Raw genomic sequence first — 17,934 nt, 5'->3', positions numbered from 1 at the left:
AGAACAATATGTTTAAGTTTCTAGCTGGGTTTGGGTCAATTGTACGTTCACTGTGGATGGTTTTCTCACACGTGACACGTAAACGTGACACCATTTTGTATCCGGAAGTACCAGCCGAAGAAATTGTACCTCCACGCTTCCGTGGTCGTATTGTGTTAACACGCGATCCAGATGGCGAAGAGCGTTGTGTTGCATGTAACCTCTGTGCAGTTGCATGCCCAGTGGGTTGTATTTCACTACAAAAAGCAGAACAGGAAGATGGTCGTTGGTATCCGGAGTTTTTCCGTATCAACTTCTCACGCTGTATTTTCTGCGGTATGTGTGAAGAAGCATGTCCAACGACTGCAATTCAATTAACGCCTGACTTCGAGTTAGGTGAATATGTGCGTCAAGACTTGGTCTATGAGAAAGAAAACTTACTCATTTCAGGTCCTGGTAAATATCCTGACTACAACTTCTACCGTGTAACGGGTATGGCTGTTACAGGTAAAGACAAAGGTCAAGCGCAACGTGAAAGCGCACCTGTTGATGTACGGAGTCTATTACCATGATGTGGCCGTTTTATTTGATGGCACTAGTGGCCATTGTCTCTACGGTTCGTGTAGTCACTAACGCGAACCCAGTACATGCTTTATTAAGCTTGATCGTGTCATTGCTTGCAGTTGCAGGCATGTTCATGATCGTGGGTGCTCCATTTGCTGGCGCCTTGGAAATCATTGTTTATGCGGGTGCGATCATGGTCTTGTTCGTATTCGTAGTAATGATGCTAAACCTTGGTCAGCAAACCGTTGAACAAGAGCGTAAATGGTTGACTTCATCTGCTTGGGCATATCCAGCTTTGATGAGCTTCCTAATTGGTTTGGTTTTAGTGTGGTCATTAAGCTCAAACTACACCACACCAAGCGCTTTAATGGGCACTGAAATGGTTGGTCCAAAAGCGGTTGGTCAAGCACTCTTTACTCAGTACTTATTATTGGTTGAAGTTGCCGCAATGTTATTACTTGCAGCTTTAGTTGCAGGCTTCCACATCGGTAAACGTGAACCAAGTGCAGAAGAGGAAAAAGAATAATGGGCAACATCCCTTTAGAACATGGTTTGATTGTCGCGACCATTCTTTTTGCACTCGGTTTTTACGGTGTGATGGTGCGACGCAACCTACTATTTATTTTAATGGGCCTTGAAATCATGATGAACGCTGCGGCACTGGCGTTTGTTTTGGCTGGTAGTGCATGGGTACAACCAGATGGTCAGATCATGTTTATCTTGATCTTGACACTTGCTGCGGCAGAGGCGTGTATCGGTCTTGCGATCGTCCTTCAGTTCTATCATCGCTTCCATCATTTGGATGTGGATGCTGCTAGTGAGATGCGCGGATGAGTTATTTATATCTAACAGTATTGTTTCCGCTCATTGGTTTTATCCTTTTAGCGGCAGGGCGTAACAACTTACCTGAAAAAGTTGCTGCGATTATTGGCGTTGGCTCAGTGGGGCTGTCTGCATTATTCGCTTTAATTGCAGGCATGGACTTTGTGAACAATGGTTCGGTTGCAACAACTCAACACTTATGGACTTGGTTCAATGTAGGTGGTTTTGCGCCAGCAATTAGTTTGCACCTAGATGGTTTATCTTTACTCATGCTTGGCATGATTACGGGTGTGGGTTTCTTAATTCACATCTTTGCCTCATGGTACATGCGTGGTGAAGAAGACTTTGCACGTTTCTTCTCTTACTTCAACCTGTTCGTTGCGAGCATGTTGCTGTTGGTTTTAGGCGATAACTTAGCGTTATTGTTCTTAGGTTGGGAAGGTGTAGGTCTGTGCTCTTACTTGCTGATTGGTTATTACTACCAAAACCCTGCAAATGGTTTTGCGGCAATCAAAGCATTTACCGTAACACGTGTGGGTGACGTTTTCTTACTGATTGCATTGTTCTTGCTGTATCAACAATTCGGCACCTTGAATACGCAATACATCGTAGAAAATGCAGCCAATGTAATGACTCAAAGCTCATCCATCACCATTTGGACAGCGTTAATGTTGTTCTTAGGTGCTGCGGGTAAATCTGCACAAATTCCATTGCAAACTTGGTTAGCTGACGCGATGGCAGGTCCAACACCTGTATCTGCATTGATCCACGCTGCAACAATGGTAACTGCAGGTGTTTACTTATGCTGTCGTATGTTCAGCGTATTTGAACTAGCACCAGAAGTGATGTTGTTCATTTCTATTACAGGTGCGGTGACCTTACTAGTTGCTGGTTTTGCTGCATTGGTTCAAACCGACATCAAACGTATTTTGGCTTACTCAACTATGAGTCAGCTCGGTTATATGTTTATGGCGGTAGGTGCTGAAGCGTATCAGGCTGGTCTATTCCACATGCTAACTCACGCATTCTTCAAGGCATTATTATTCTTGTCTTCTGGTGCGGTGATTTTGGCTTACCATCACGAACAAAACATTTTCAAAATGGGCGGCTTGTTCTACAAGAACAAATTCCTATTTGCATGTTTCGCAATTGGTGGCGGTGCATTGGCAGCGATTCCATTCTTGACCATTGGTTTCTTCTCAAAAGACGCTATTTTGGCAGCAGTTTGGACGCAAAGTCATATTGCAGGTATTCCGTTATATAACACCTTATATTGGGTGGGTGTAGCTGGTGCATTCTTAACTTCAATTTATACATTCCGTTTAATTTGGGTTGTATTCTTTGGTAAAGAAAACACGCCATATCACGAAATCAAAGGCGCAACTTACTGGTTCCCATTGGCAGTGCTTGCAGTACTTTCAACTGGTTTAGCGATTGTATTAAAAGCGCCAGTGATGAGCATTCTTGATGCTGCAAAAATCCCAGCATTTGTGATTCCTGAAGCATTAGAAGCAGGCGCACATGGTGCAGAGTATGTTGCAATTGGTGTGGCTTTGGCTGGTTTAGCCGTAGGCGTGGTGTTATTTGCCTTCGCTTATAATGCTGTAAAAGGTTTTGCGCAAACTTCATTGGGTGCGGGCCTTGCCAACATTTGCCGTAATGCACTTGGTTTCGATGCGTTGTATGACATCGTATTTGTAAAACCATTCTTGCTGATTGCCAAACTATTAGGTCGTGATCCAGTTGATGGCATGTGGTTAGTACTGCCTGCACTGGTGAAAGGTGGTCATAGCTTCACAAGTTCACGTCAAACAGGTTCATTACGTGAGTACGCATCGAGTATGGCACTTGGTGTTGTGGTCTTACTAATGATCTTGATCGTGATTCAGGTCGTGGGGAAATAAGATGGACGCTCCAAACAATTTAATTCTACCCGCGCTGATCCTTGTTCCGTTCATTGCAGGTTTTATTTGCTGGTTGGTCGATAAACTCGACGATAAATTACCGCGTTACATTGCTTTAGTGGGTATGCTCGTAACTTTGGGCTTAACTATCGCATTGTGGCAAGGTGCCAGCTATAACTACGAATTAGGCGCTCAAGTTCCAACTTGGTCGGCTGAATTTATGTTGCCTTGGATTCAAACCCTAGGCATCAACATCCACTTAGCGGTGGATGGCTTATCTTTACTTATGGTCGGCTTAACTGCATTACTGGGTGTTTTGGCAGTAGGCTGTTCATTTGGTGAGATTCAAAAGAACGTTGGTTTCTTCCACCTTAACCTTTTATGGTCTTTGGGTGGTGTAATTGGTGTATTCCTTGCAATTGACTTGTTCCTGTTCTTCTTCTTTTGGGAGATGATGCTTGTACCAATCTACTTCCTGATTGCGTTATGGGGTCATAAAGGTTCAAATGGTCGTTCACGTGTTTATGCTGCAACCAAATTCTTTATCTACACGCAAGTTGCTGGTTTAATCATGTTGGTGGGTATCTTAGGTCTAGTGATCTATGGATACATGATGTCAGGTACGATTTCGTTCAACTACAACTATTTATTGGCTGTAGCGAATACGCTTGATGCACAGTTACCAGCAGTTGCTTATGCCTTCATGATCTGCTTATTCATCGGTTTTGCGGTAAAACTTCCTGTTTTCCCATTACACGGTTGGTTACCAGATGCGCATGCACAAGCGCCTACAGCGGGTTCTGTCGACCTTGCAGGTATTTTGATTAAAACTGCAGCGTACGGTTTACTACGTTTCGTAATTCCATTCTTCCCAGCGGCATCTGCTCAATTTGCAGACATTGCCATTATTTTGGGTTTAATTGGTGTGTTCTACGGTGCGTGGTGTGCTTTCCAGCAAACCGACATGAAGCGTTTACTAGCTTATACCTCTATTTCGCACATGGGCTTCGTATTACTTGCAATTTATGCAGGTAATATCCTGACTTACCAAGGCTTAATGATCATGATGTTAGCACATGGCTTGTCATCTGCAGCATTGTTCATTATGTGTGGCCAAATTTATGAGCGCGTACACACACGTGACATGCGTTTAATGGGCGGTATCCGTGGTCAATTCCAATACCTTTCATTCTTCCTTATGTTCTTTGTGGCAGCGTTAGTTGGTATTCCTGGTTTAGGTAACTTTATTGGTGAATTCCTGATTCTCATGGGTTCATTCGAGCAGTTCCCAGCCTTCACAATTATTGCGGCAGTGAGCTTGGTCTTTGCAGGTGTATACGGTTTAATCCTGATTCACAAAGCTTTGTTTGGTGTGCCAAATGAAGAGCAAAAACAGCACTATGCAAATCCGTTAAAAGATTTAAATGCACGTGAAGTTGTGATTCTTTTAATCTGTGCACTGGGTCTAGTATGGCTTGGTCTGTATCCACAAACCTTCCTTGATATTTCAAACTCAAGTATGGCGTGGTTAGCGAATAGCTACATCCCAGTTCAAGAAGTAGTTGAAGTTACTCATGAAGTAACAACTCAACTCGAAAATGTGGAGATCCAATAAGCCATGAACTTCACAATGTCATTTTCTGAGCTTATGCCTTTAGCTCCTGTGATGATCGTGGCCTTAACTGCGATTGTCGTGATGATTCTTACTGCAATTAAGCGTAATCATAACTTAATTGCAACGGCATCAGTTGTGGGTTTGAACCTTGCTGCTGCTTACCTTTTACTCATGATGTTTGGTGGGAATTTTGCGCCTGCCAGCGTGATGGGTATGTTTATGATTGATCCGTTCACCTTGTTGTATCAACTGGTGATTCTGATTGCAGCGTTGGCGTGTTCGACTTTATCTCATGCTTATATTGAGACCTATAAAGACAACCGTGAAGAACTTTACATCTTAATGTTGTGTTCGGTTACGGGTGCCATGTTAATGGTGTCAAGCTCGCACTATGCGTCGTTCTTCATTAGCCTTGAGTTAATGTCAATTCCTGTTTATGGCTTATTGGCATACACTCACCAACGTTCTAAATCTTTAGAAGCAGGCGTGAAGTACTTAGTCTTGTCTGCAACTGCATCTGCAATGTTGCTCATGGGTATGGCGTACATTTATGCATACACTGGTTCATTGTCTTTCTATGACTCTGTACAAGCATTAATGCAAAATATCCAACAGCCATTGGTAGTTTTAGGTCTAGGCTTAATTGTCTTTGCTGTTGCATTTAAATTGTCGTTGGCACCATTCCACAAATGGACGCCAGACGTTTATGACGGTGCGCCTGCACCAATCGCAACCTTTCTTGCGACTGCAGCAAAAGTAGCAACCATTGGTTTGTTTGTACGTTACATTTTGGGTTCAGGTGCAATCCTGATCGACTCAATTGTAACCATCATGACCATTATTGCTGTGCTTTCAATTTTGGTGGGTAACTTCCTTGCTGTACGTCAAGTTAACTTGAAGCGTATTTTGGCTTACTCATCTATTGCGCACTTTGGTTATTTGTTGATTGGTTTAATCAGCATGACCTATGCAAGTTTGGGCAATGTCAGCGTATATGTGATCACTTATGTATTGACCACCATTGGTGCGTTCGGTGCAGTGGCATTAATGTCTAGCCCGTATAACAACGTAGCTGAAGCAGAAAGCTTAGCAGACTACCGTGGTTTGTTCTGGCGTCGTCCTGTATTGACTGCTGTATTAACTGTCATGATGCTTTCTCTAGCAGGTATTCCACTCACTGCAGGCTTCATTGGTAAGTTCTTGGTGGTGATGGCTGCTGTTACGACTCAGCACTGGTTCTTGGCTACTATGATCATTGTGGGTTCAGGTATTGGTTTGTACTATTACTTACGTGTAATGGTGGTGATGTACATGACGCCACCAGACGAACCAAAAATGGATGCGGTCGATCACTGGGGTCAAAAAGTGGGTGGTATTATGGTTTTAGCTGCTGCATTGGCGGTATTGGTGATTGGTGTATATCCAGATCCAATTATCAAAATTGCGCTTGAAGCTGAAATTCTATCTCCAATCCATTTCATGCTGACTCAGCAATAATTTAAAAGAAGTTTAATCTTCAGTCAAAAAGCCTCCATAAATTGGGGGCTTTTTGGTTTAAATACCGTATAAAAACAGCATATAATAAAAAGCTATTTGCTTTTATTTCCTTTTAGGTGTTCTCCCGTGGCTATTCATGAAATTCGTCATCCACTTATTCGTCATAAATTAGGGCTGTTACGTCGTGCCGACATCAGCACCAAGAACTTCCGTGAATTGGCGCAGGAAGTCACCATGTTACTGACTTATGAAGCAACCAAAGATTTACCAATGGTTGAGCATGAAATTTCAGGTTGGAATGGGGCAGTCACTGTAGACCGTATTGCAGGTAAAAAGATCACAGTTGTGCCAATTTTACGTGCGGGTATTGGTATGTTGGATGGTTTCTTAAACCTGATTCCAAGTGCCAAAGTGTCGGTTCTAGGTTTAGAGCGTGATGAAGAAACTTTAGAAGCACGTACTTACTACAAAAAATTAGTACCCGATGTGCAAAACCGTATTGCGATGATTATTGACCCAATGCTGGCAACGGGTTCATCATTAGTGGCAGCTATTGATTTATTGAAAGCCAGTGGTTGTAAAGACATTCGTGTGATGGTGTTGGTTGCTGCGCCTGAGGGGATTCAGCGTGTTGAAGCTGCCCATCCAGATGTCATTATTTTCACTGCCTCTGTAGATCAGGGCTTAAACCAAGATGGCTATATTGTGCCGGGTTTGGGCGATGCGGGCGATAAGATTTTTGGTTCAGTACAAAAAGATTAACCTAAAATACAGCTTAGATTCTCAAATAAAAAAGAGGTATGGATAGCCTCTTTTTTTTATGTGCACTGTTCTAGCTTAAGCATACTAATGATTCGTTAAACAGCACATTCGAGTGATATACCTGAATCAAAAAGAGATAATAGTTTGGTTGATAAAACTACAATGCACAAGCAGATAAAATGACATCATTGATAAGGCATGGGCAGATCAACAACCCATGCCATAAGCGATTTAATTAATTGAATCATCTAAGTTTGGTGCTAACCAACGCTTGGCTTCATCTAAACTCCAACCTTTACGCTGTGCATAATCTTCAAGCTGATCTAGAGATATTTTACCTGCGTTAAAGTATTCTGAAGCAGGGTTGGCATAGTAGAAGCCACTGACAGAAGAAGGTGGCCACATTGCAAAGCTACTGGTGAGCTGTGTGCCAATCTTTTCAGTTGAACCTAACCAGTTAAACAAGGTAGCTTTTTCTGAGTGCTCAGGGCAAGCAGGGTAGCCTGGTGCAGGACGAATCCCTACATATTTCTCTTTAATTAACTCTTCATTGCTAAGTTGTTCGGTCGGTTGATAGCCCCAGAACTCTTTACGAATGCGCTCATGCAAATGTTCTGCAAACGCTTCTGCAAAACGGTCACCCAACGACTGTACCAAAATGGCAGAATAATCATCACCTTTGGCTTTAAACTCATTGGCCATTTCTTCTGCACCAAAAATGGATACGGTAAAGCCGCCCAAATAATCTTGTGCTTGGTCTGCAGTTGCTACAAAGTCTGCCAAAGACAAGTTTGGTTTGCCAGTCACTTTGTCTGACTGTTGGCGAATATGGTGGAATGTATGCGTCACTTGATCACGTGCTGCATCATAAACCTGTACCGAATCTGCCGCAGAACGGTTAGCTGGGTAGATACCAAATACCGCACGTGCATCAAAACGATTGTTGGCAATAATATCTTTGAGCATGGCTTGCGCTTGGTTATACAAATCAGTCGCAGCTTCACCCACTACTTCATCTTCCAGAATTTTCGGGAATTTGCCCGCTAAGCTCCAAGAAATAAAGAATGGTGTCCAGTCAAAATATGGCAACAAGGTTTCAAGAGGGTAGTTGGTAAGCACTTGCGTACCAATGAAATTTGGCACCGCAGGTGTATAGTTGGCCCAGTCAATTTTTAAACCATTGTCGATGGCTTCAGCATAAGACAATTTTGCGGCTTTCGGTTGCTTGTTGGCGATACGTTCACGAATTTTAGAGTATTCTGCACGATGCTCTGCAACAAAGGCCGGTTTCATTTCTGGAGAGAGCAAGGTTGTTGCAACACCCACGGCACGCGAAGCATCGGCAACGTAAATCACTGCATCATTTGAGAACTGTGGATCAATTTTAACTGCTGTATGTGCTTTAGATGTGGTCGCACCACCAATCAATAATGGAATATTAAAGCCTTTACGCTGCATTTCTTTGGCAACAAAAACCATTTCATCTAAAGATGGGGTAATCAGGCCAGACAAACCAATAATATCGACTTTTTCGTCAATAGCCGTTTGCAGGATTTTTTCTGCAGGTACCATCACGCCTAAATCGACAATATCGTAACCATTACAGCCTAACACCACGCCCACAATGTTTTTACCAATGTCGTGAACGTCACCTTTTACCGTTGCCATCAAAACTTTACCTTTAGACTGACCTTCGGTTTTTTCAGCTTCAATGTACGGGTTGAGCCATGCAACGGCTTGTTTCATCACACGGGCAGATTTCACAACTTGAGGCAGGAACATTTTACCTGCACCAAACAAGTCACCCACAACGTTCATGCCGTCCATTAATGGGCCTTCAATTACATCTAAAGGACGTTTGGCTTTCAGGCGTGCTTCTTCGGTATCTTCATTAATGAAGGTGGTGATGCCTTTGACTAAGGCATATTCAAGACGTTTTTCGACAGATTCATTACGCCATTCCAAGTTTTCTTCAGCTTTTTGCGCACCTGCTTGACCACGATATTTTTCGGCCACTTCCAGCAGTTTTTCTGTGGCGTCCTGACCAGTTTCACCTTGGTTTAGGTTCAAAATAACGGCTTCAACCGCTTCTTTAAGTTCTTTTGGAATGTCATCGTAAATGGCCAACTGACCTGCGTTGACAATCCCCATGGTCATGCCTTGCTGAATTGCGTGGTAGAGGAATACAGCGTGAATGGCTTCACGTACAGGTTCGTTACCACGGAAAGAGAAGGATACGTTCGACACACCACCCGAAATCATGGCGTGTGGCAAGTTTTGTTTAATCCAGCCTGTGGCTTCAATGAAATCAACAGCGTAGTTGTTGTGTTCTTCAATACCAGTAGCAACTGCAAACACGTTCGGGTCAAAAATAATGTCTTCGGCAGGGAAGCCAACATCATTGACCAACACATCATAAGAGCGTTTACAAATTTCACGTTTACGTGCTGCTGTGTCGGCTTGTCCTACTTCGTCAAAAGCCATCACAATAACGGCTGCACCGTATTGGCGACAGAGGCGGGCTTTTTCGACAAACTCATCATATCCTTCTTTTAAGGAAATGGAGTTAACAACGGCTTTACCTTGTACACATTTTAAGCCTGCTTCAATGATTTCCCATTTAGATGAGTCAATCATGATGGGTACGCGAGAAATATCAGGCTCAGAAGCCACCAAATTCAGGAAGTGCACCATCGCACCTTCTGAATCGAGCATGCCTTCATCCATGTTGATGTCGATGATTTGTGCGCCACTTTCGACTTGCTGACGTGCAACATCCAAAGCTTCGGCAAAATTTTCTTCACGAATTAAACGTAGGAATTTTTTAGAGCCTGTGACGTTGGTACGCTCACCCACGTTCACAAATAAAGAGTCGTCATAAATGTTAAATGGTTCTAAACCACTTAAACGACAGGCAGGTTTAATTTCTGGAATTTTACGTGGTGGAATGTCTTTTACTGCATTGTAAATTGCACGAATGTGGTCAGGCGTTGTACCACAGCAACCACCTGTAATATTGATGAGACCACTTTCTGCAAATTCTTTTAAGAAGGCTGCAGTTTGTTCAGGGGTTTCATCATAACCACCAAAGGCATTTGGCAAGCCTGCGTTCGGGTGGGCTGAAACAAATACATCGGCCACGTCTGAAACAGTTTTGACGTGCGGACGCATGGTATCTGCACCCAAAGCACAGTTAAAACCAATTGAAAGTAAATCACCATGACGTACCGAGTTCCAGAACGCTTCTGCAGTTTGACCCGTTAAGGTACGGCCTGAAGCATCAGTGATGGTGCCAGAAATCATTAATGGCAACTCACGACCGAGTTGTTTGAATACTTCTTTAACCGCAAAAATGGCAGCTTTACAGTTTAAGGTATCAAACACAGTTTCAATGAGCAGAATATCTGCACCACCTTCAATTAAGGCATGCGCAGCTTCAATATAATTTTCTTTGAGTGCATCAAACGTAATGTTACGGAATGCAGGGTCATTTACATTGGGTGAAATTGAACAAGTACGAGATGTCGGGCCGAGTACACCTGCCACAAAACGTGGTTTGTCTGGGGTTGAATATTTTTCGCAGGCCGCTTTGGCCAAACGTGCTGCTTCACGGTTAATTTCAGGAACTAAATCTTCCATGTGGTAGTCAGACATAGAAACCCGAGTGCCGTTAAAGCTGTTGGTTTCAATAATGTCTGCGCCTGCATCTAAATAGGCTTCGTGAATGCCCTGAATAATTTGCGGTTGGGTCAGTACCAATAAGTCATTGTTACCTTTAAGGTCATGTGCCCAATCTGCAAAGCGTTCACCACGATAATCGGCTTCTTCCAATTGATGGCGTTGAATCATAGTACCCATGGCACCATCGATAATTAAAATTCTTTGGGCAAGAAGCGCTTTCAGGGTGGTAAGCGTGGACATAAAAAACCCTTTATGACTGAATCCGAAATGAGCGCTATTTTAGCAGAGTTCGCTACGCTTTCGTGCACTTGAAACAGATACAGAGACAGGAAGTCTGAAAAATTGTGTATAAAGCAGTGATTTTGCAATTTTGCTTGGCTTTGAATTTGAAATACTTGAATAAAAGTGTTGATGAATCGCATTCCAATTTAGATTTCGTATTGAATCGTCATGGATTTGTCATATTGCTCAGGCAAAATTGGCTCACCATGAAATTTGTCTGAATTTTTAGACAAATATGACAACCGTGTAACAATCTAAATTAGAGGGAATGTCATAAGAAAAGTAGGTTTATTTAGTCTAAGTGTTTAAATTTAAATATTTATTTTATATTTATACACAAAAAACACAGTTTAAAATGTGAAAATAAAGTATGAAAGTTGCTTTATATAGCAGCTCTTTGTCATATAATTGTCACAATTTAATTGAACAATAAGGGGATTTTAAATCCTCTTTTCTGCTTGCATGAATTCTAATCCAACTCCTGTAGATTCAGCACACAAGTCGACCACTAAATCGACCAATGTTCATGTGCCTACACCGAAATTTTTTATGCCGGTGTTTTTAACGATCATCGTTTCTACCCTTATTTATATTGGTTTCCAATTGTCTGCGGACTTATCCCATGTACCTGCGTTAAGCATGTACTCGGTGATTTTATTGGCAACCGCTTTATTCATTGCTTTAGGCTTTGAATTTGTGAATGGTTTCCATGACACAGCCAACGCTGTAGCAACAGTTATTTATACCAATGCCTTATCTGCACCTGTGGCAGTAATGTGGGCAGGTTTCTGTAACTTCCTTGGGGTTATGGTGGCCAGTGGGGCAGTTGCCTACGGTATTATTGCTTTACTTCCAGTCGAGCTGATTATGAATGTCGGTTCGGGTGCAGGTTTTGCCATGGTGTTCGCCATGTTGATTGCTGCAATTGTTTGGAACTTGGGTACGTGGTTCTTTGGTATTCCTGCGTCAAGTTCACACACTTTAATTGGTTCGATTTTAGGTGTGGGTATTATGAACTACTTGCTCAATTCAGGAGCGGGTGCCAGTGGCGTAGACATGGAACAAGTGATGAAAGTCGGTAAGGCTTTATTGTTCTCGCCATTAATTGGTTTTGCCTTTGCTGCGATTTTGTTCTTCTTGGTGAAAAAAATCTTCAAGAAACAAATGGAATTGTTCCAGCCGCCTGAAGGCAATAAACCACCACCACCACTAATTCGTGCCATTCTTATTTTTACCTGTACAGGGGTAAGTTTTGCGCATGGTTCAAACGATGGTCAAAAGGGCATGGGTTTAATCATGTTGATTTTGATCGGGATTGTACCTTTGGCTTACTCGTTGAATAAAGAGTTAGACCAAAACCACATTCAATCGTTCCAACAGCTTTCAACTCAAACGGCCGATGTGATTTATACACAGCATGCAGATATGCCAGATGAGAAAGCACGTCAGATTATCACCAGTTATATTCAGACCAAAGAAATCACGCCTGAAGTGGTGCCTGCTTTGGCAAGCTTAACTGATCACTTGGGTGAGCGTGTTGGTCAGTACGGTAACTTAAAAGATGTGCCTGAAGCTGAAGTGGCAGAAATGCGTAATGACATGTATTTAAGTACCACTTCGTTCAAACGTTTAGACAAAGCCAATGCTTTGCCTGAAATGACTGATGAACAAAAGAAAGTGGTTAAAAGCTATCGCAGTCACTTAGATTCATTCTTACAGTACATTCCAACGTGGGTTAAAGTTGCAGTTGCTTTGGCACTGGGTCTAGGTACGATGGTTGGTTGGAAACGTATTGTGGTCACTGTGGGTGAGCGTATTGGTAAGCAACACATGACTTATGGTCAGGGGATGTCTGCCGAGCTTGTTGCAATGTCTACCATTGCTGCTGCAGATGGTTTGGGTATGCCAGTTTCGACAACACACGTATTGAACAGTGCGGTTGCAGGTACAATGGTTGCCAATAAATCAGGTCTGAATTTCCAAATGGTTCGCACCATTCTTTCTGCATGGATTTTCACGCTACCTGCAACGATTTGCTTATCGGGTAGCTTGTTCTGGTTATTCCTAAAAGTGTTTAACTAATATCAAACATTTGAGTGTTAAAAAAGCGCTGTAACGATACAGCGCTTTTTTTGTGCTTACAGATCAATTAAATGAAATATCTACAAGCAAGTTTTTAAAGTGAGGTCTCTGCTTTACTTTTTAAACTTAGCGATGACTTTGTCTAGCGGTAATTTATCTGCAGCAAAACCATATAGCGCAGCAAAAGGCAGTGCAGTGCGGGCTAAATATGCCACACGCCATAATCCACCGTGGTTAGCACCTTCCATCATCAATTGAAGAGGATGCTCAAGTTGCACAGCAGGGTTAGCCGCTGAATCCGGATTACGCAAGTCATGAATCCATAAGGCTGCCATAATGGCATTGGTGGTTTCAGGGCTAAACGCTTCTACATCAAACAAACTAGCACCGCTAAATGCAGCTTTCAGTAATGGATTTTTGGTGACTGAATGTGTGGTGGTTGAAGGTGCAATATTGATGCTGACACGCTGACCGTTATGACGGGATAAGATTGCGCGCCATTGTTGGATGCGTTTAGCTAAGGCATAGTTTGGGCCTTGTTCAACCACCAAACAGTCTGCAATGCCATAATGCTGCCCGTTGTCTGAAGCAATTAAATTGTGCAGATTTTTTTGGAAGAAATGACTGCGTGATATAGTGGAAATACTTTTGGTCAGTAATTTTTGCCCTTGAGAGCGTTGCTTAAACTTCTCTGCCGATGCGCTAACCACTTCTTCAGGCACAGCATAGACATCGGTTGGGGTGCACATAAACATCAGGCTGGTATCAGGCTTTTGTGCACTGACGTATTGCATTATAGCATCCATTGCCATGGCAACACGCACGTGTTTTTCACCATCTAAATAAGCAATCGCAGCAAGATCGAGTGTTTCAGATTTTTGCGCTAACCAATGCGCAATTTCTGGAGTTTGGGTTAGTAAGTTTGCCCCCAGTTTTTCCTGTAAAATATTCAACGGACTATCTGTTGGCAATGGCTCGGAACTAGGTGCATACAAGGTGGCATTACCTTGCTGAACCGTGGTTAAAATTTTGTTCCATACACGGCTATTGGGTAAATCGACCGCAATGATATTGGCTTTCCATTTGGCTAACCATGTCAGTGGGCCAGCTTCAGAAGCTGCACCAAATAGCACCGTATTACGGTCTGACAAATCAAACCATTCGGGATGCGCCACAGCTGCATTTAACGCAGCAGCATGACTTGGTTCAATAATCCCTGCAGCCAACCACGCTGCAATTTGATCCAACAAGGCTTGACCTTGTAATTTCTGCCCATGATAAGGCACATACCATTCAGGCTCAGCCTGACTAGTCCCTTGTAATTTAAAGGTATGCAAATTTTCAGTAGGCAGTTGCATGGCATCTTTCAGCACATGTTTTTGGCCATGACGATAAAACTCAAAACTTTGATGTGCTTTTCTTAAACCATCTTCTGCAATTTGAATAGGGTTGTGCTGGCTACGAATACCATGCTCGACCAAAGCTTTAAAATATTGCGGGTAGTGTTTACGCCAGTTTTTTTCAGCCAAAGCTTTGTTTGAACTTTCATGATCTACCGTGGCTAATGCTTCGGCAATAATTTGCTTACCAGTGCCTGATGTACTGGGTTTGTGATTTTCAGGATGAATTGGGAACTGTAGGCCATCGTAAGAAGTGGACATGCAAAAACTCGCAAACTAAATTGAAATTAATATACAGATGTATACATTATCTATGCCAAATTGCGAGTTTGGGTGGCATAAACTACCAAAATTGTATGAATTCTAAAGTAAAATTTGCATAAAAAACCTTCGTGGAAACGAAGGTTTTTAGCGAAGAACTTTTGGAAAAGTAGTAGTTTTTGAAGAAATGGCAGATTGCTTCAGCAAATTAACAGCGTCCTTTTTTAGCCTGACCAGGTGGGCAGAAGTCACCATTTGTATGTGGATGGCGGTGCGGAGAATAGCCTTTCGGATAAACGCTCCGATCTGGATCGACCACAATACTCCCTTCAGGGGTATGTACCGCACAGGCGCCTAAACTTAAACTGAGTAATATACTGCTCAGAAGTGCAATTTTTTTCATGCCACACTCCTTTTTTGTTTTATGTGTATTCAGTATAGGCTGAGGCTGGGTTACAGCGTGTTATTGCTTATCAGTATTATTGTGCAAAGAATGATCGGTTTATTTTGCGTAAAAAGCGACTCAATGCATATACATAGAGCCGCTGTATGCTGCGATGTGAGGTGACTAGAAAGGCAATTGAGCCAATTTATTCAAGAAATGTGGCAAGATGCGAGGCTCAATTAAAATAGTGACAACCACACCATAAGCTGCGCCCCATAAATGCGCACTGTGGTTAATATTAGAATTGCCTCGTTTACCTGACCAAATGCTATATGCCACGTACAGCACTGCAAAAATAATAGCCGGAACTGGAATGAAGAACACAAAAATCAACTTCCATGGCTCAAATAAAATATAGGCAAATAGCACTGCAGATACCGCACCCGAAGCGCCTAAACTGGCCCAGCGATGGTCATTTTTGTGTTTTAAATAGCTTGGAATAATTGCAGCAATTAAGCCGCCTAAATAGAACAGCACAAAGCCTAGATCATACAAATATTGACGATAAAAGCTTTCAATAATGCTCCCGAAGAAAAACAGCGTGATCATATTGAACAGCAAATGCGTACCATCGGCATGCACAAAGCCATGCGTGATAAAGCGGTCATATTGCCCACGTTGCATGGCAGGTGGCCAAAAGATCAGTCGGTTCATCAATTCTTGTTTGGAAAATGCCAGCAATGAGACAATGACCGTAATGATGATCAGAGTTACGGTATGATTAATGGGTAAATCGAGCATAAACGCCTATTCTTTTAATTGAATTCTGCTGTAATAATGCATCAAAACCAAGTTTGAGTCGAACTTTGTGAATAAATCCGACAATTTTGGTTGATTTTTTTTTATTACCCCGCATCTTCAGTTAAAATAGCCACTTCAGCTTGAGGAAATTATTGTTATGTCGACTGAGAACAGCAGCACAGCAGTTGTAGATGAAATTCCAAACTTATTGATTACGCCAACTGCTCAAGAGTATTTGAAGGATTTATTGGCAAAGCAAAACACACCGGGTATTGGTGTACGTGTTTTTGTGGAAAATCCTGGTACACCGCGTGCTGAATGTTGCATGGCTTATAGTGCACCTGATGAAGTTGTACCAACAGATTACAAACAGGAATACCCAGACTTTCCTGCATTTATTGACACACCGTCTATTCCATATTTATTGGATGCTGTGATTGATTACAACAAAGACCGTTTTGGCGGTCAGTTGACGTTTCGTGCACCGAATTCAAAAGTGCCACGTGTTGGCCCAGATGCTTCGGTAGAAGAACGTATTACTTATGTTTTACAGTCTGAAATTAATCCGGGCTTAGCAGGGCATGGCGGTAATTGTGCTTTGGTAGAAGTTGTGGAAGATGGAGAACATGGTTTAACAGCAGTGTTGAAATTTGGTGGCGGTTGCCAAGGCTGTTCAGCAATTGATGTGACTTTAAAGCAAGGTGTTGAAACTACTTTGAAGCAGCATGTACCAGAATTAATGCGAGTTGTGGATCAAACCGACCATAGCCAGTCTGACGGTGCTTACTTTAAATAAGTTGCTGATTTGAAAATAAAATAACCTCCTAAAACAGGAGGTTATTTTTTTATCTGAAATTAGAATTTAATTTGGTTGATCGGTTGGAAGGTTTAAAATTTGTTGTGCTTTTTCAGAATAATAAAACTTTTCTAAATAGTGACGTGCACGTTGTCTTAAATATTGCTCTGCAATCATTTTTTGAATAATTGGATACAGTAGGTTTTGCAATTGCTGCTGCACCAAAGCTTCATCAATATTCAAATCACGTAATAACAAGTCAAAAGGGCGAGCCTGATTGCGGACATACCATGCATAAACGCCGTCATGTACTTGTTGTTTTAAGTAATCACTTTGACGCAAATGATCCCAGATTTCATGCCCAAGATTCACGGTTTGGGGGAGGTCTTGAATCTCGATATAATTTTTTAAGGTCGAAAGTGGTAAATCTTTAATTTTATGCCATAAATTTGCCTGAAAATGATACAGCTTTTCATCATCAAAATGCTGATTAAGCACTGACTCACTCATTTGTGTCAGTTTTTGCACATTTTTTTGCAAATAATGCTGAATAGCATGATCCAAATTGGTATCGGTCACACTTTCTAAAACAGATTTACCCATTTTCATAAAGCGCGAAACACCAGGAACATTTTTGGCAATTACAGAGTTATCCAAATAGTCCTGAATTGAGTGCTGAATGAGTTGGGTAATCATGGCGGCAAAGGCAGGATTATTTACCACAGTTTTAATTAGGCGTTGGCGATGCCCACTTTTACTGGCAACGTATTGGGCAATTTTATCTATGGTCAAAACTGGGATGACATCGGAAATTTTGCTGTTGTCATTCGCAGGGTGTACCAAGGCAAAGCGGATATGCTCTGCAATTTGTTCAATTAAAAATGAGCTAGCTGGGGTATTTAAAATTTGTTGTTGAATAAGTGCGTAAATTGCTTCCGAGCGCCATAAGTCCTGTAATGTTTGTTTGCGGAACCATTGGTAAAATTGCACAAATTCCATTTGCACAGTTTCGGCTTGAGCAAATTCCTGATCCAAAAAATCTAGGTGAGCATCAATCAGTTGCTCAATCATCGAATGTTTTTGCATGATGGTTGATATAATAA

General features: G+C 42.1%; 14 protein-coding genes. 9 read left to right on the top strand and 5 right to left on the bottom strand.

What is annotated here, in order from left to right:
- Positions 1 to 8 precede the first annotated feature (8 nt).
- From nuoI to upp, 7 genes are all read left to right on the top strand, one after another.
- Positions 9 to 551: an NADH-quinone oxidoreductase subunit NuoI gene (nuoI, locus tag HHA42_RS00250; protein ID WP_104852362.1), complete on the top strand. Its 543-nt coding sequence runs from the start codon at positions 9 to 11 to the stop codon at positions 549 to 551.
- On the top strand, positions 551 to 1,069 hold the full coding sequence (gene nuoJ / locus HHA42_RS00245) for an NADH-quinone oxidoreductase subunit J (RefSeq protein WP_171501122.1): 519 nt from the start codon (positions 551 to 553) through the stop codon (positions 1,067 to 1,069). The genes nuoI and nuoJ overlap by 1 nt, the downstream gene beginning before the upstream one ends.
- The gene (gene nuoK / locus HHA42_RS00240) at positions 1,069 to 1,377 is read left to right on the top strand and encodes an NADH-quinone oxidoreductase subunit NuoK (protein WP_004975463.1); all 309 of its coding nucleotides are present in this window, start codon (positions 1,069 to 1,071) and stop codon (positions 1,375 to 1,377) included. The genes nuoJ and nuoK overlap by 1 nt, the downstream gene beginning before the upstream one ends.
- Positions 1,374 to 3,269, top strand: coding sequence for an NADH-quinone oxidoreductase subunit L (nuoL, locus tag HHA42_RS00235; RefSeq protein WP_168461369.1), 1,896 nt, complete (start codon positions 1,374 to 1,376; stop codon positions 3,267 to 3,269). The genes nuoK and nuoL overlap by 4 nt, the downstream gene beginning before the upstream one ends.
- Position 3,270: 1 nt before the next feature.
- On the top strand, positions 3,271 to 4,884 hold the full coding sequence (gene nuoM, locus HHA42_RS00230; RefSeq protein ID WP_167846183.1) for an NADH-quinone oxidoreductase subunit M: 1,614 nt from the start codon (positions 3,271 to 3,273) through the stop codon (positions 4,882 to 4,884).
- 3 nt (positions 4,885 to 4,887) lie between these two features.
- Positions 4,888 to 6,381 carry an NADH-quinone oxidoreductase subunit NuoN gene (gene nuoN, locus HHA42_RS00225; RefSeq protein WP_168524997.1) on the top strand — a complete coding sequence of 498 codons (1,494 nt, stop codon included), beginning with the start codon at positions 4,888 to 4,890 and terminating at the stop codon, positions 6,379 to 6,381.
- A gap of 126 nt (positions 6,382 to 6,507) precedes the next feature.
- The gene (gene upp / locus HHA42_RS00220) at positions 6,508 to 7,143 is read left to right on the top strand and encodes a uracil phosphoribosyltransferase (protein ID WP_168418694.1); all 636 of its coding nucleotides are present in this window, start codon (positions 6,508 to 6,510) and stop codon (positions 7,141 to 7,143) included.
- A gap of 231 nt (positions 7,144 to 7,374) precedes the next feature.
- Here upp and metH read toward each other — a convergent pair whose 3' ends face one another.
- A complete protein-coding gene (metH, locus tag HHA42_RS00215; protein WP_168524995.1) occupies positions 7,375 to 11,064 on the bottom strand; it encodes a methionine synthase in 3,690 nt (1,229 codons plus the stop codon).
- Between the two features lie 504 nt (positions 11,065 to 11,568).
- Here metH and HHA42_RS00210 point away from each other — a divergent pair.
- Positions 11,569 to 13,188 (top strand): inorganic phosphate transporter, encoded by a 1,620-nt coding sequence (locus HHA42_RS00210; RefSeq protein ID WP_168418696.1) that lies wholly within the window; start codon positions 11,569 to 11,571, stop codon positions 13,186 to 13,188.
- A 113-nt stretch (positions 13,189 to 13,301) separates the two neighbouring features.
- On the opposite strand, the gene HHA42_RS00205 is transcribed toward HHA42_RS00210, so the two are convergent.
- From HHA42_RS00205 to HHA42_RS00195, 3 genes are all read right to left on the bottom strand, one after another.
- On the bottom strand, positions 13,302 to 14,849 hold the full coding sequence (locus tag HHA42_RS00205) for a hypothetical protein (RefSeq protein WP_168461372.1): 1,548 nt from the start codon (positions 14,847 to 14,849) through the stop codon (positions 13,302 to 13,304).
- A 208-nt stretch (positions 14,850 to 15,057) separates the two neighbouring features.
- Positions 15,058 to 15,252 (bottom strand): hypothetical protein, encoded by a 195-nt coding sequence (locus tag HHA42_RS00200; protein ID WP_168461374.1) that lies wholly within the window; start codon positions 15,250 to 15,252, stop codon positions 15,058 to 15,060.
- 165 nt (positions 15,253 to 15,417) lie between these two features.
- The gene (locus tag HHA42_RS00195; RefSeq protein ID WP_136144417.1) at positions 15,418 to 16,035 is read right to left on the bottom strand and encodes a rhomboid family intramembrane serine protease; all 618 of its coding nucleotides are present in this window, start codon (positions 16,033 to 16,035) and stop codon (positions 15,418 to 15,420) included.
- A 157-nt stretch (positions 16,036 to 16,192) separates the two neighbouring features.
- Here HHA42_RS00195 and nfuA point away from each other — a divergent pair, with 157 nt between their 5' ends.
- Complete coding sequence (gene nfuA / locus HHA42_RS00190) at positions 16,193 to 16,831, top strand: Fe-S biogenesis protein NfuA (RefSeq protein ID WP_168524992.1); 639 nt, start codon at positions 16,193 to 16,195, stop codon at positions 16,829 to 16,831.
- A 66-nt stretch (positions 16,832 to 16,897) separates the two neighbouring features.
- Here the strand turns inward: nfuA and HHA42_RS00185 are convergent, their stop codons facing one another.
- Positions 16,898 to 17,917, bottom strand: coding sequence for a hypothetical protein (locus tag HHA42_RS00185; protein WP_168418700.1), 1,020 nt, complete (start codon positions 17,915 to 17,917; stop codon positions 16,898 to 16,900).
- Positions 17,918 to 17,934: the final 17 nt, after the last annotated feature.

Source organism: Acinetobacter sp. A3 (assembly GCF_012371415.1).
In the GTDB taxonomy this organism is placed as follows: domain Bacteria; phylum Pseudomonadota; class Gammaproteobacteria; order Pseudomonadales; family Moraxellaceae; genus Acinetobacter.
Note: the sequence above shows the minus strand (reverse complement) of the source record. Positions and strands in the feature narration are given on the sequence as shown.

Bases quoted from the DNA above. Each gene is read 5' to 3' on its own strand.
- nuoJ (WP_171501122.1), top strand. From the start codon at position 551: ATGTGGCCGTTTTATTTGATGGCACTAGTGGCCATTGTCTCTACGGTT.
- nfuA (WP_168524992.1), top strand. From the start codon at position 16,193: ATGTCGACTGAGAACAGCAGCACAGCAGTTGTAGATGAAATTCCAAAC.
- nuoL (WP_168461369.1), top strand. From the start codon at position 1,374: ATGAGTTATTTATATCTAACAGTATTGTTTCCGCTCATTGGTTTTATC.
- metH (WP_168524995.1), bottom strand. From the start codon at position 11,064: ATGTCCACGCTTACCACCCTGAAAGCGCTTCTTGCCCAAAGAATTTTA.
- nuoK (WP_004975463.1), top strand. From the start codon at position 1,069: ATGGGCAACATCCCTTTAGAACATGGTTTGATTGTCGCGACCATTCTT.
- HHA42_RS00205 (WP_168461372.1), bottom strand. From the start codon at position 14,849: ATGTCCACTTCTTACGATGGCCTACAGTTCCCAATTCATCCTGAAAAT.
- HHA42_RS00210 (WP_168418696.1), top strand. From the start codon at position 11,569: ATGAATTCTAATCCAACTCCTGTAGATTCAGCACACAAGTCGACCACT.
- nuoI (WP_104852362.1), top strand. From the start codon at position 9: ATGTTTAAGTTTCTAGCTGGGTTTGGGTCAATTGTACGTTCACTGTGG.
- nuoN (WP_168524997.1), top strand. From the start codon at position 4,888: ATGAACTTCACAATGTCATTTTCTGAGCTTATGCCTTTAGCTCCTGTG.
- HHA42_RS00200 (WP_168461374.1), bottom strand. From the start codon at position 15,252: ATGAAAAAAATTGCACTTCTGAGCAGTATATTACTCAGTTTAAGTTTA.
- HHA42_RS00185 (WP_168418700.1), bottom strand. From the start codon at position 17,917: ATGCAAAAACATTCGATGATTGAGCAACTGATTGATGCTCACCTAGAT.
- HHA42_RS00195 (WP_136144417.1), bottom strand. From the start codon at position 16,035: ATGCTCGATTTACCCATTAATCATACCGTAACTCTGATCATCATTACG.
- nuoM (WP_167846183.1), top strand. From the start codon at position 3,271: ATGGACGCTCCAAACAATTTAATTCTACCCGCGCTGATCCTTGTTCCG.